13 protein-coding genes are annotated in these 13,127 nt (G+C 65.0%); 5 read left to right on the forward strand and 8 right to left on the reverse strand.

All coding sequences use genetic code 11. From position 1 onward, the window contains the following. Positions 1-47: 47 nt before the first annotated feature. A complete protein-coding gene (gene fusA / locus FHW58_RS06805; RefSeq protein WP_179672295.1) occupies positions 48-2,159 on the reverse strand; it encodes an elongation factor G in 2,112 nt (703 codons plus the stop codon). A 192-nt stretch (positions 2,160-2,351) separates the two neighbouring features. On the opposite strand from fusA, the gene FHW58_RS06810 reads away from it, so the two are divergent. Next, entirely contained in the window at positions 2,352-3,443 is a 1,092-nt protein-coding gene (locus FHW58_RS06810) for a phospholipase A (RefSeq protein ID WP_179672296.1), read from the forward strand. An 88-nt stretch (positions 3,444-3,531) separates the two neighbouring features. Here FHW58_RS06810 and FHW58_RS06815 read toward each other — a convergent pair whose 3' ends face one another. Together FHW58_RS06815 and FHW58_RS06820 are read right to left on the reverse strand one after the other, a co-directional pair. Next, the gene (locus FHW58_RS06815) at positions 3,532-3,729 is read right to left on the reverse strand and encodes a hypothetical protein (protein WP_179672297.1); all 198 of its coding nucleotides are present in this window, start codon (positions 3,727-3,729) and stop codon (positions 3,532-3,534) included. 138 nt (positions 3,730-3,867) lie between these two features. Continuing rightward, positions 3,868-4,788, reverse strand: a complete 921-nt coding sequence (locus tag FHW58_RS06820; RefSeq protein ID WP_179672298.1) for a methyltransferase domain-containing protein — start codon at positions 4,786-4,788, stop codon at positions 3,868-3,870. A 160-nt stretch (positions 4,789-4,948) separates the two neighbouring features. On the opposite strand from FHW58_RS06820, the gene FHW58_RS06825 reads away from it, so the two are divergent. Together FHW58_RS06825 and FHW58_RS06830 are read left to right on the forward strand one after the other, a co-directional pair. Then, complete coding sequence (locus FHW58_RS06825) at positions 4,949-5,752, forward strand: alpha/beta fold hydrolase (RefSeq protein WP_179672299.1); 804 nt, start codon at positions 4,949-4,951, stop codon at positions 5,750-5,752. 90 nt (positions 5,753-5,842) lie between these two features. Then, complete coding sequence (locus tag FHW58_RS06830) at positions 5,843-7,726, forward strand: DUF3300 domain-containing protein (RefSeq protein WP_179672300.1); 1,884 nt, start codon at positions 5,843-5,845, stop codon at positions 7,724-7,726. On the opposite strand, the gene FHW58_RS06835 is transcribed toward FHW58_RS06830, so the two are convergent. Beyond that, entirely contained in the window at positions 7,723-8,394 is a 672-nt protein-coding gene (locus FHW58_RS06835; RefSeq protein WP_179672301.1) for an ankyrin repeat domain-containing protein, read from the reverse strand. The genes FHW58_RS06830 and FHW58_RS06835 overlap by 4 nt on opposite strands. Continuing rightward, positions 8,391-9,170 (reverse strand): TatD family hydrolase, encoded by a 780-nt coding sequence (locus tag FHW58_RS06840; protein WP_179672302.1) that lies wholly within the window; start codon positions 9,168-9,170, stop codon positions 8,391-8,393. The genes FHW58_RS06835 and FHW58_RS06840 overlap by 4 nt, the downstream gene beginning before the upstream one ends. A 162-nt stretch (positions 9,171-9,332) precedes the next feature. Between FHW58_RS06840 and FHW58_RS06845 the strand changes: the two genes are divergently transcribed. Together FHW58_RS06845 and FHW58_RS06850 are read left to right on the forward strand one after the other, a co-directional pair. Then, positions 9,333-10,541, forward strand: a complete 1,209-nt coding sequence (locus tag FHW58_RS06845; RefSeq protein WP_179672303.1) for a cation:proton antiporter — start codon at positions 9,333-9,335, stop codon at positions 10,539-10,541. A gap of 10 nt (positions 10,542-10,551) precedes the next feature. Beyond that, positions 10,552-11,088 (forward strand): DNA-binding protein, encoded by a 537-nt coding sequence (locus tag FHW58_RS06850; RefSeq protein WP_179672304.1) that lies wholly within the window; start codon positions 10,552-10,554, stop codon positions 11,086-11,088. Here FHW58_RS06850 and FHW58_RS06855 read toward each other — a convergent pair. The 3 genes from FHW58_RS06855 to tmk are packed head-to-tail and all read right to left on the reverse strand — an operon-like array spanning position 11,076 to position 13,123. Beyond that, positions 11,076-11,459 (reverse strand): PilZ domain-containing protein, encoded by a 384-nt coding sequence (locus FHW58_RS06855; RefSeq protein ID WP_179672305.1) that lies wholly within the window; start codon positions 11,457-11,459, stop codon positions 11,076-11,078. The two genes, FHW58_RS06850 and FHW58_RS06855, sit on opposite strands and share 13 nt — an antisense overlap. A 10-nt stretch (positions 11,460-11,469) precedes the next feature. Further along, positions 11,470-12,501: a DNA polymerase III subunit delta' gene (locus FHW58_RS06860; protein ID WP_179672306.1), complete on the reverse strand. Its 1,032-nt coding sequence runs from the start codon at positions 12,499-12,501 to the stop codon at positions 11,470-11,472. Positions 12,502-12,517: 16 nt separating this feature from the next. Further along, positions 12,518-13,123 carry a dTMP kinase gene (gene tmk, locus FHW58_RS06865; RefSeq protein WP_179672307.1) on the reverse strand — a complete coding sequence of 202 codons (606 nt, stop codon included), beginning with the start codon at positions 13,121-13,123 and terminating at the stop codon, positions 12,518-12,520. Positions 13,124-13,127 lie beyond the last annotated feature (4 nt).

Raw genomic sequence — 13,127 nt, forward strand, 5'->3', positions numbered from 1 at the left:
AGACCCTGGCCGCAGCGGTGTGCGGGTTCAAGCGGTGCCGTCAGCGATTACCCCTTGGCCTTGGTCACCGCAATCTGGTCAAGAATATGCTTGGGCACCTCGGCATAATTCTTGAACTCCATGGTGTAAGTCGCCCTACCCTGGGTCAGCGAGCGCAGGGTCGTCGAATAACCAAACATCTCCGCCAGCGGCACCGAAGCGCGGATGATCTTGCCGCCGCCGCCCGGAATCTCATCCATGCCCTGCACCATGCCGCGCCGCGCCGTCAGGTCGCCCATGGCGTTGCCCATGAACTCCTCCGGCGTTTCCACCTCGACCTGCATGATCGGTTCCAGCAGCACCGGCCCGGCGCGCCGCATGCCCTCCTTGAAGGCCATCGAACCCGCCATGCGGAAGGCGTTCTCGTTCGAGTCAACATCGTGGTAGGAACCAAACGTCAGCGTCGCCCGCACGTCCACCACCGGATAACCGGCCAGCACGCCGGTGCGCAGCGTCTCCTGGATGCCCTTGTCCACCGCCGGAATGAACTCGCGCGGCACCACGCCGCCCTTGATGGCGTCGACAAACTCGTAGCCCTTGCCGCCCGACTCCAGCGGCTCCAGCGTCAGCACCACGTGGCCATACTGGCCGCGGCCGCCCGACTGCTTGACGAACTTGCCCTCGACATCGGTGGCGGCCTTGGTGATGGTCTCGCGGTAAGCCACCTGCGGCTTGCCGACGGTCGCCTCCACGCCGAACTCGCGCTTCATGCGGTCCACCAGGATCTCCAGGTGCAGCTCGCCCATGCCGGACATGATGGTCTGGCCCGATTCCTCGTCGGTATGCACGCGGAACGACGGGTCTTCCTGCGCCAGGCGGTTCAGGGCGATGCCCATCTTCTCCTGGTCGGCCTTGGTCTTCGGTTCCACCGCCTGCGAGATCACCGGCTCGGGGAAGATCATCTTCTCCAGCACGATCACATGGTCCGGCGAGCTCAGGGTATCGCCGGTGGTCACGCCCTTCAGGCCGACGGCGGCGGCGATGTCGCCGGCGTAGACTTCCTTGATCTCCTTGCGCTCGTTGGCGTGCATCTGCAGGATGCGGCCCAGGCGCTCCTTCTGCGCCTTGGTCGGGTTGTACACGGTGTCGCCCGAGTTCACCACGCCGGAATACACGCGGAAGAAGGTCAGCTGGCCGACGAACGGGTCGGTCATGATCTTGAACGCCAGCGCCGAGAACGGATCGCTGTCGGTCGGATGGCGCTCGATCGGCTGGTCCTGTTCATCGGTGCCGGCAATGGCGGGCACGTCCACCGGCGACGGCAGGTACTCGATCACCGCGTCCAGCATGGCCTGCACGCCGCGGTTCTTGAAGGCGCTGCCGGCCAGCATCGGCACGATCTCGTTGCGGATGGTGCGCAGGCGCAGGCCGGACTTGATCTCGTCCTCGGTCAGCTCGCCGCCGTCCAGGTATTTTTCCAGCAGCTCGGGCGTGGCCTCGGCTGCCGCCTCGACCATTTTCTCGCGCCATTCGGCCGCCACGGCCTGCAGATCGGCCGGAATGTCCTCGTAGGTGAACTTGACGCCCAGCGTCTCGTCGTCCCAGTTAATCGCGCGCATCTTGACCAGGTCGATCACGCCGTGGAAGTTGTCCTCGGCGCCCAGCGGCACCTGGATCGGCACGGCCACGCCCTTCAGGCGGTTGGCGATCTGCTCGCGCACGCGGAAGAAGTCGGCGCCCACGCGGTCCATCTTGTTGATGAAGGCGATGCGCGGCACCTGGTATTTGTTGGCCTGGCGCCACACGGTTTCCGACTGCGGCTGCACGCCGCCGACGGCGTCATACACCATCACCGCGCCATCCAGCACGCGCATGGAGCGCTCCACCTCGATGGTGAAGTCGACGTGGCCCGGGGTGTCGATGATGTTGATGCGGTGTTCGGGGAAATTGCCGGCCATGCCCTTCCAGAAGGCGGTGGTGGCGGCGGAGGTGATGGTGATCCCGCGTTCCTGCTCCTGCTCCATCCAGTCCATCGTGGCGGCACCGTTATGTACCTCACCAATTTTATGGTTGACTCCGGTATAAAACAGGATGCGCTCCGTGGTCGTCGTTTTGCCAGCGTCAATGTGGGCGCTGATGCCGATGTTACGGTAACGCTCGATGGGGGTCTTGCGGGTCATTACGATCTCCTTGAATGTACAGCTTCGGATATCCCAAGTGCGGCACGCATGGCCGAATTCAAGGGGGCCGTTAGCGTGCGACATGATTAGTGGCAATTAATGTAATCTTTGAAGTAATCCGTTAGCTTACCTCTCACCTGGACAAACTGCATGCGTGTACCACCAAAAACCACTCTCTTCCTAACCTTAGGCATGGCCCCGGTTCTGGCTTTGGCCCAGGCGTCCGAGCTCGAACTGCGGCTCGAACGCTGTTCGGTGCTGGGTGATGCCAGCGCCCGCCTGGCCTGCTACGACGGCCTGGCCAAAACCGCGCCGACGGTGCAGAAGGCCGGCGACAACGCCATCGTCGCCCCGGCCGCCGACGCCAACGGCACCAGCGGCAAGGTGGCCGAGGCGGCCGCCGACGCGCCGGCGCGCACCCAGCCAGCAGCGCCGCCGCCGGAGCCAAAGGTGCCGCCCAAAGTGGCGGCGCTGACCACCATCCCGCCCGAGGACACGGTCTCGCGCATGGTGCAGGAATGGGAGCTGGACCGCTCGTCCAAGCGTGGCGTGTTCAACTTCCGGCCGCATCATGACACCTATTTATTGCTGGCCAATTACAGCACCAGCTCCAATGATGCGCCTTTTCGGGAATTTACGCCGGCCGGCATCAAATCCAAGCACGTGGAGCTGACTTACCAGATCAGTTTCAAGATGAAGCTGATCGAGCAGTTGCTGAGCACGCCGGTGGATTTGTGGTTCGGCTACACCCAGAACAGCTTCTGGCAGGCCTACAACCGCGCCGCGTCCAGCCCGTTCCGTGAAACCAACTACCAGCCGGAGCTGATGTTGACCACGCCGCTGGCGCTGGACTTGGGCGTGCTGGACGTGCGCTATCTGACGCTGGCGCTGAACCACCAGTCCAACGGCCAGACCTCGACGCTGTCGCGCAGCTGGAACCGGGTGTATGCGGAGGTGGGTGCGGAAAAAGGCAAGTTCGGCGTGTCGTTCCGCCTGTGGAAGCGGCTGGACAACGCGCGCTCGGACAACGACAACATCGACATCACCGACTTCCTGGGGCATGGCGACCTGCGGGCGACGTATCGCTTCGACGGCCACGAGCTGTCGCTGATGGCGCGGCGCAATTTCTCGACCAACCACGGCGCGCTGCAGGCCGGCTGGGCCTTCCCGGTGGCGGCCAATCTGAAGGGCTATGTGCAAGCCTTCACCGGCTATGGCCAGAGCCTGATCGACTACAACTACTCGCAGAAGTCGATCGGCGCCGGCTTCCTGGTCGATTTCTGACGCGTCTCCTTCCACCCCGACCAGAAGGGTCTGACCCCGCACGGGGTCAGACCCTGGCGCCGGCGGTGTGCGGGGTGCGCGGGTGCCGTCAACGCGGATTGCCGCCGAGGATGCGCGCCGGCAGCAGCACGATCGCGCGCAGCAGCTCGAACACGCCCTCCACCCCGATCCCGATCAGGCGGAACGGCAAGGTGATCAGCCACAGCAAGGGATAGAGCACCAGCGCCAGCAAGGCCAGCGGCCAGCACAGGAACAGCAACGCCAGCCACAAGATGAAACTCAGCATGAGAAACTCCCGATCACAGTGAATTGTTGTCTACAATGCCACTGTATGGGAGTCGCCCGCGGCCGGCAATCGCCGTGCGACCAACTGCGTAAAACGCCGATCAATCGCCGCTTTCAAGGGGCAAACGGCGCGCGCCGCTCAGGCGAAGGCCGGCGCCCGCTGCGGCTGCAGCGCCGCTTCATACAGCACTTCGGCCCTGAGCGAGGCCTGCAGCGACGGAATCGGGCCGCCGGCGCGGTACTGGAAGCTGACCTGCAGCACATCGCCCTCGCGCGCGCGCACCGGCGTCGCCAGCGGCAAGGTCATGTAGCCCATCAGCCAGTCGATCGTGCTGGAGCGCTCCTGCACCACCGACAGAATGTTTTTGGTAACGAAACGTAAGGCATTGATCTCGCCGTTGCGCTCGACCACGAACTTGCCCTGCCACGAATACACTAGTTCGTTCGGCTGGTTGAAGTCGATGATGCTGTAGACAGCCGGCTGCGCCATCTCCACCGTGCCCGGGTAGATCACGTTGATTTCCTGAAACTGCACGATGGGCGCGTGGAAGCCTTCGAAATCGTATTCCTGCTGCAGCGGCTGCACCGCCATGATGACCGCCTCCGGCAGAAACATCGGCAGCGGGCCGCCAAAGCGCTCCAGGTAGCGGCGCTTGAACGATTCGATCACTTCCACCTGCTTTTCGCGCAGCATGCCCACGTGCAGCATCTCGCAGATGACCACGTCCACCGGTTCCGGCGGCAGGTATTCGAAGGCGTCGGCGTGGATCACCTCGACCTTTTCGCCATTCGGGTTGAGCGCCAGGAACTTGCGCGCCTCGCGCACCATGTCAGGATTAAACTCCACGCAGTACACCTTGGAGGCCTGGGCCGCCGCGAACCACGACAGCACGCCGGTGCCGCCGCCCAGCTCCACCACCTTGGCGCCGGGCTTGACCGCATAGGCGATCGCCGATTTGAAGTTGTGCATGCGGTTCTGGTCCATCAGCATGTTGTGATGGTAGTGGAGAGGAATGAACTGCCCCAGGTAGCAGCTTTCGATTTCGCGTTCGTTGAGCATGGTGTTCCTTGGTGGATTGCGCTGGAGCCATTATCGTCAACCCGGCGGCGCTCCGATGCGGCGAACTGGACGGCAAATACCCGCCAATTCGGGCCACCTCCGGCGCTTAACCAAAAAGCATTATTGCGTTTATACTAGCGCCGACAAGTACGGAGAGATCATGTCCATTCAGTTTCGCAACAATGTACGCTGCCATGGCGACGGCCCGGCCACCATCATGTTCGTGCACGGCTATGGCTGCGACCAGCAGATGTGGCGTTTCATCTACCCATCGTTCCTGGGCCGCTACCGGGTGGTGCTGATGGACCTGACCGGCAGCGGCGGTTCCGACCTGAGCGCCTATGACCGCGACAAGTACAGCACCCTGCACGGCCATGCCGAGGATGTGCTGGATGTGATCGATCTGTACGCCAAGGCGCCGGTGGTGTTTGTCGGCCATTCGGTGAGCGCGATGATCGGCATGCTGGCGTCCATCATGTCGCCGGAGAAGTTCCGGGCGCAGATCATGGTGGGGCCGTCGGCCTCGTACATCAACGATGGCGACTATGTCGGCGGCTACAATCCGGAGGACATCGACGGCCTGCTGCAGTTGATGGAAATCGATTACGACAGCTGGGTCAAGCGCATGGCGCCGGTCATCATGGGCGCGCCGCGCCAGCCGCTGCTGCAACAGGAGCTGCTGACGCGCTTCGAGAAGAACGATCCGGAAATCACCCGCCACTTCGCGCGCGTCACCTTTACCGCCGACCATCGCGCGGACGTGCCGCAGTCGGTGGTGCCGGCGCTGATCCTGCAATGCAGCGACGACCTGATCGCGCCGCGCGAGGTGGGCGATTATCTGCACCGGCATCTGGCCAACAGCAAGCTGGCGGTGGTCGACAATATCGGCCATTGTCCGCACATGAGCGCGCCGTCGGCCAGTTCCGACATCATCAACGATTACCTGCTGGAAATCGGCGCCTAGGCGCACCCCGCGCACGTTACATCAGGTAACAGCTTCGCCGGCGAACGCCTGCTAACCTAGCCTCAACGTTTAGCGAGGAAGGGAGCCATCATGGCCGTTCAAGCAAAAAATGTGGTGACGTCGACGCTGCTGCTGAGCCTGCTGTCGCTGGCCGGCTGCGACAAGCCGGGCGACACGCCACCCAAGCCCAGCACCGCGGCCGCGCCGGCCGTGCCGCCTTACACGCCGCCGAGCGCCGATCAGTTGCAGCAGATGGTGGCGCCGATCGCGCTGTTCCCGGACAAGCTGGTGGGCCAGGTGCTGGCCGGCGCCACCTATCCGGCGCAGATCACGGCCGCCGATCAGTGGGTGGAGCAGAATCGGTCGCTCAAGGGCGATGCGCTGCAGGCGACCGAGGCCAATCAGCCGTGGGACGTGAGCGTCAAGTCCCTGACCGCCTTCCCGAGTGTGCTGGACCAGATGGCCGGCAACATCCAGTGGACCACGGCGCTGGGCGAGGCGTACGCCAACGATCCGAACGATGTGATGAATGCCATCCAGGTGATGCGCTCGCGCGCGCAGCAGGCCGGCACGTTGAAGAGTTCGCCGCAGTTGCGGGTGTCGACCACGGTGCGCGCGGCGCCGCCGGCCACTTATGTGGAGCCGGCGCCGTCGGAGACGGTGGTGTATGCGGGGCCGCCGGTGGTGGCGCCGCCGCCGCAGACCATCGTCATCGAGCCGGCCGAGCCGGATGTGGTCTATGTGCCGCAATACAATCCGACCGTGGTGTATGGCGCGCCGGTGCCGGTGTATCCGGGGTGGGCGTATCGGGAGCCGGCGTATGTCGGCAGCGATCTGGTGACGACCGGGGCGATCACGTTTGGCATCGGGGTGCTGGTTGGCGCGGCGGTCAGCCATCATCATGACTGGGGATGGCATGCCTGGGGCGTGAACTGGGGCGGACCGGGATATGGCGGCGGCTGGCATCGGCCGGCGGTGGTGTACAACAACAATACCTACGTGACCAAGTCGGTGACGGTGATCAACCGCGTCAACAACTACAACTTCCACGGCGCGCCGCCGCCCGGGCCGGGGGCATTCGCCAATCATGTGCCGCCGCAGCAGGGGCCGGGCGGGAGCGGTCCGCACGGCTGGCAGCCACGGCCAGGCCCGCAGATGGCGCAGGCCGGCGGTGCCCACGGGTTCGCGCCGCAGGCGGGACCGCAGATGGTGCAGGCCGGCGGCGCGCACGGTTTCGCGCCACACGCGGGAGCGCAGGTGGGGCCGGGTGCGGCCGGGCGGCCGATGTCGATGCCGCACTTTACGCAACGCGATGCGGTGCCGGGCACTCGCGGTCCGTCCGCAGCGGCGCCGGCGATGGCTCAGCATGACTTCCGCCAGCAGCCAAACGTGCCGGCGGCGACTGGGGCGCATGACGGCAAAGGTATGCCGGCGCAAGGTATCCATGACGGGCGGGACGCACGGCTGGCGCAGGGCGTGCATGACGGCCGGGGTGCGCCGCCCGCGCAAGCCATGCTGGATCGGCAACGCGCTGATGCGATGCGCCAGCAGGGAGAGCCGGGCCGGGATCGGCCCGCGATGACGCAGGACCACGGGGCGCCGCCGTTGCGCTGGACGCAGCAGCAGCAGCAGCAGCAGCAGCAGCAGCAACGCGCGCCGGAGCCGGATCGTCGTCTGCAAGCCCAGCAACAGCATGCGGACCAGCAGCGCCAAGCGCCAGGCCAGCCGTATCAACCGCCGCAACGCGGCGACGCCGGCATGCAACACGCGCAAGCACCACAGCGCGAACAGAATATGCCCGACCGCGGACAAGCCCACGCAATCCGCCAGGAAGTGCTAGCCATGCATCCGCGCCCCGCCGAGCGGCCACAGCCACAGCAGCACGCGCAGCAGCAGCCGCAAGCGCAACACGCGGAACGCCACGAGCAGGCCGCCCGTCACGACAACCATGACCGGCGCGACCAGCACGGCTAACGCGCCTTCTTGTCCGCCAGGAAGGTGTTGATGGTCTGGGCGATCCAGGGTTTGTCCGCCTTGAGGGCAAATTCGGCGGCTGTCAGATGGAAGCCGCCGTCTTTCAACGTGGCGTCCGCGCCCTGATCGAGCAACAGCCGGACCACGTCCTCCTGCCCCTCGCGGGCAGCGATCATCAGCGGCGTCATGCCGGACGGCGTCTCGGCGTCAATGTACGCGTATCGATCCAGCAAAATGGTGGCGATCTCCACGCTGCCGGCGGCGGCCGCGTAATGCAGCGCGGTCCAGCCTTTCTGGTTGACCTGCGCGCCGCGCTGCAACAGCGCCAGCACCGCCGTCTTGTTCTGACGGAAGGCAGCCATCATCAGCGCCGTGTTGCCATTTGGCGCCCTGGCCTCCAGATCGATGCCCTTCTGATCCATCAGCACCCGCCCGACCTTCAACGCCTCGTAACGCATCGCCACGATCAACCCGGTTTCGCCATTCGGATCGCGCGCGTTCGGGCTGACGCCGCGCGCCAGCATCTTCTTCACCCGCTCGGCAGCGTCCAGCTGCACCGCGCGGAAGAACTCCACCTCATCGTCGCTCTGCGTGTCCGCCAACGCAGGCGGCACCGGCAACACCGCCAGCGCCGTCAGGCCCAGCAACGCGCGACGCCGCCGCATCATGCCGGCACGTTGAAAAGTGTGCGGAAATTGGCCGTGGTCTGCTCGGCCACCTGCTCCACCGGCACGCCCTTCAGCTTGGCCAAAAACTCGGCCACGTGCGCCACAAAGCCCGGCTCATTGGTCTTGCCACGATACGGCACCGGCGCCAGGTACGGCGAATCGGTCTCGATCAGCATCCGCTCCAGCGGCAACTCCAGCGCCACCGCCTGCAACTCCCTGGCGCTCTTGAACGTCACGATGCCCGAAAACGAAATATAAAAGCCCATCTCGATGGCCGCGCGCGCCACCGCCAGCGACTCGGTAAAGCAGTGCATCACGCCGGCCACGCCGCCAGCGTCGGTGCCGGCGCCCTCCTCGCGCATGATGCGAATGGTATCTTCGCTGGCGCTACGGGTATGAATAATCAGCGGCTTGCGCGTGATGCGCGAGGCCTTGATGTGCGTGCGGAAGCGCTCGCGCTGCCACTCGAGGTCACCCTCCAGGCGGTAATAATCCAGCCCGGTTTCGCCGATGGCGATGATTTTCGGATCGTCCGCCAGCTGTACCAGCTGCTCCACCGACGGCTCCGGCGTGTCCTCGTAATCCGGATGCACGCCCACCGAGGCGTAGATATGCGGATACTGGTGCGCCAGCGCCAGCACCTGCGGGAAATCCGGCAGGTCCACCGACACGCACAGCGCATGGGTCACCTTGTTGTGCTCCATCTGCGCCAGGATGTCCGGCATGCGAGCGGCCAGCTCGGGGAAATTGATGTGGCAATGAGAGTCGATATACATGCCGCGATTGTACCCGATACCGCTTTCCCACCGCGTGTGTGGAAGCGATGCCACCCTCACCAAGAAAACGCTTTCATTTTTGCTATGACCAAGTTAGTATCGCTCAAAACGGTATGTAATTACGTTACACAACAAAAACCAAGGAGACCTATGAGTACTACCATGAGTACCAGTGAAATCTATCTGCTGGCGATGCTGTTGATCTTCGTCGTGCCCTTCCTGTTCTGGCGGCTGCTGAAGACCGACTACTTCGCGCCACTGGCCATCGTCCAGATCATCATGGGCGTCGTACTCGGCCCCGGCGTGGTCGGCGCCCTGTTCCCCGATTATCACAAGTTCATCTTCAACCCGGACGTGATCAAGACCCTGAGCGGCGTGGCCCAGTGGGGCGTGATGCTGTTCGTCATGCTGGCCGGGATTGAGCTGGACCTCAAGAAAGTCTGGCAATACCGCCGCGAAAGCATCACCACCGCCGGTCTGTCGCTCGGCATGCCGCTGCTGTTCGGCTGCGGCGCCGCCCTGCTGCTGATCAATTACCAGGGCTGGATCGGCGCCAAAGCCGCGCCCTGGCAATTCACGCTGGGCACCGGCATGGCCTGCGCCGTCACCGCGCTGCCGGTGCTGGTGCTGCTGATGGAAAAACTGGACATCCTGCGCCAGCCGATGGGCCAACGCATCCTGCGCTACGGCAGCCTGGACGACGTCGCCATCTGGGGCGTGCTGGCGCTGATCATGCTGGACTGGGACCGCGTCGGCCGCCAGGCCGGCTTCCTGGCCGCGTTCACGCTGCTGACCTTCGCCTACCGCCGCCTGATGGCCCGCCTGCAACCCGGCGACCGCTGGTATGTGGCGCTGATCTGGCTGATCGCCTGCGGCTTCGGCGCCGACTGGGCCGGCCTGCACTACATGGTGGGCGCCTTCCTCGCCGGCGTGGTCATGGATGCCGACTGGTTCGGCCGCGAACAGCTGGACGCGCTGTTCAAGAACGTGCTGCTGGTGCTGATGCCGGTGTTCTTCCTCAGCACCGGCCTGCGCACCAAATGGGACCTGGGCGGCTACTCGGTGTTCTTCGTGGCCGGGCTGCTGCTGCTGGCGTCGGTCGGCGGCAAGCTGGCCGGCGCCCACATCGCCGGCAGGCTGCTCAAATGGAAAAGCGGCGAGGCGTCGATCATCGGCTGGCTGCTGCAAACCAAGGGCCTGATCGAAATCATCTTCGCCAACATCCTGCTGGACAAGCAGATCATCACCAGCGAAACCTTCACCGCGCTGCTGCTGATGGCGGTGGGCAGCACCATGCTGACCATACCGGTGGTGCATCCGCGCCTGAACCGCGCGCAGCACCGCGACCTGGTCGGCCAGGCCAGCTCGTGAGGAGGCACCAATGGCACGCATCGGCTTAACCAAGTCGGAAGTCAAGGCCTGCCGCGACCAGTTGCTGGCCGAGGGCCGCTACCCGTCGGTGGACGCGGTGCGCGCCGCGCTGGGCACCGGCTCCAAGTCCACCATCCACCGCTACCTGAAGGAACTGGGCGATGAGGACAACCTGCCCGGCACCAAGCGCGAGGACACGGCGCGCAGCCTGCAAGGCATGATCGAACAGCTGGCCAACCAGCTGCACGAGGACGCCGAGCGCCGCTACCGCGCGCTGTACGCCGAGCACCAGCAGGCGATGCAGGAAAAGGAGCGCGAACTGGAAGCCCTGCGCCAGACGGTGGCGCGGCTGCAAGAACGGGTGGACGAGCTGGAGGTGGACGCCTACGCCAGCCAGCCGCACGACCACGGCTTTGGCGACTTCAGCCACCTGTATGCCAGCTCGCGCGGCGGCCTCAACGACAGCACGCCATTCAGCATGGTGCTGTCCGGCGGCCGCGCGTCGGTGTTCGACGTCGACAGCCGGCCAATCCGCTACAAGGTGTGAGTCGCGCGTGACGAGCGCAGCGCGGCGCCGAGGATTTCCTCGATCCGCAGGCGCGCGCGCTGGCCGCTCTCGTCATCGGGGAAATGCACGCCGATGCCCTGCGCCTTGTTGTTGTGCGCGCCGGGCGGCGTGATCCAGGCGACCTTGCCGGCGATCGGGTATTTGTTGGGATCGTCCATCAGCGCCAGGATCAGGTAAATCTCGTCGCCCAGCTTGTACGGCTTTTGCGTCGGCACGAACATGCCGCCGTTTTTCAGGAAAGGCATGTAGGCCGCGTACAGCGCGGCCTTTTCCTTGATGGCCAGCGATAGCACCGTCGGCCGTGGCGCCATCGGCACGGTGTTCGGGTCAAGTGGGCTGGCAGCGGACATTCCTTACCTTTCAGCTACAGCAGTTGGCGTACTCAAGCAGCATCTCTTCCAGGAACAGCTTGGGCGACAGCGGGTGATCGGCCGTGGCGCGGCGCTCGTTGGCGCCCTTGATCGCGGCCAGCAGGCGGCTGACGTGGATCTTGTCGGCCAGGCTGGCCAGCTCTTTCTGGTAACGCGGATAATACCGGATGTTACCCGCCAGTTTGTACGAAAACACATCGTAAAGCCAGCGCTGCAACCAGGACGACGGGCCGCCCAATGGCACTTTCTGCAACTTGTCGGCAACCTTGAGCGCGCCTTCGACGCTCGGGTGGGCCAGCAGTTGCAGCAGCGTTTCCAGATCCTCGCGGCTGCCGGACTCGGCCTGCTCCAGCGCCGCCAGCGGCGCGCCGCCCTGCTCGCGCAACCAGCTGTCGGCGTCGGCCACGCCCTGCGCCTTGAGCCAGGCCAGCGCTTCGGCATGGTTCGGCATCGGCAGGGCAAACTTGCGGCAGCGCGACAGGATGGTCGGCAGCAGGCGGTCCAGGCTGTTCGAGGCCAGCAGGAACACCGTGCCCGGCGGCGGCTCTTCCAGCGTTTTCAGCAGCGCGTTGGAGGCCGGCATGTTGAGCGCCTCGGCCGGGTACAGCACCACCACGCGCAAGCCCTGGCGGTGGGTCGAGATGTTCATGAAATCCGCCAGCGAGCGGATCTGTTCGATCTTGATTTCCTTGGACGGCGTCTTCGACTTGGCGGCCTTCTTGACTTCGCCCTCGCCCTCCTCGCCCTCGGCCGCCGGCTCGTCCTCCATGGCCTCGGGCCGGATGCGGCGGTAGTCCGGGTGGTTTTGCTGCGAGAACCAGCCGCAGGACGCGCACGCGCCGCAGGCATGGCCGTCCGGCCGCACGTCCTCGCATAGCAGGCCTTGGGCGAATTGCTCGATGAAATCGGCCTTGCCTATCCCGGCGGCGCCATGGAACAAGATGGCGTGCGGCATGCGCTGGCGCAGCGTTTGCAGCTGCTGCCACGACGATTCCTGCCACGGGTAGATGGAATTGCTCATTACTCAGTATTTTAAGTCAAAAGAACGCGTCGAGGATGGCGGCCAGCTGCTGCTGGATCGCGGCGATGCTTTGCGTCGAGTCGATCACGCGGAAGCGTTGCGGGAACTGGGCCGCGCGGCGCAGGTATTCGGCGCGGGTGGCGGCAAAGAAGTCGGCCTTTTCCTGCTCGAACTTGTCCAGCTCGCGGGTGGCGTCGAGCCGGGCGCGCGCCACGTCCAGCGGCACGTCGAACAGCAGCGTCAGGTCGGGCTGCAGCTGCGGGTGGACCCACTGCTCCAGCGCCTCCAGCCTGGCCAGGCTCATGCCGCGGCCGCCGCCCTGGTAGGCGAAGCTGGAATCGGTGAAGCGGTCGGAAATGACGCAGGCGCCGCGTGCCAGCGCCGGCTGGATCACTTGCGCAATGTGCTCGCGGCGGCTGGCGAACACCAGCAGCGCCTCGGTTTCGATGTGCATTTTTTCGTGCAGCACGAGTTGGCGCAACTGTTCGCCCAGCGGCGTGCCGCCCGGCTCGCGCGAGCTGACCAGCTCGATGCCGCGCTGGCGGATGTAGTCGGCGACGAAGGCGATGTGCGTCGACTTGCCGGCGCCATCGATGCCTTCGAAGGTGATGAATTTACCCATGTAG

This window comes from Duganella sp. 1224 (genome assembly GCF_013408245.1).
Lineage (GTDB): Bacteria > Pseudomonadota > Gammaproteobacteria > Burkholderiales > Burkholderiaceae_D > Rugamonas.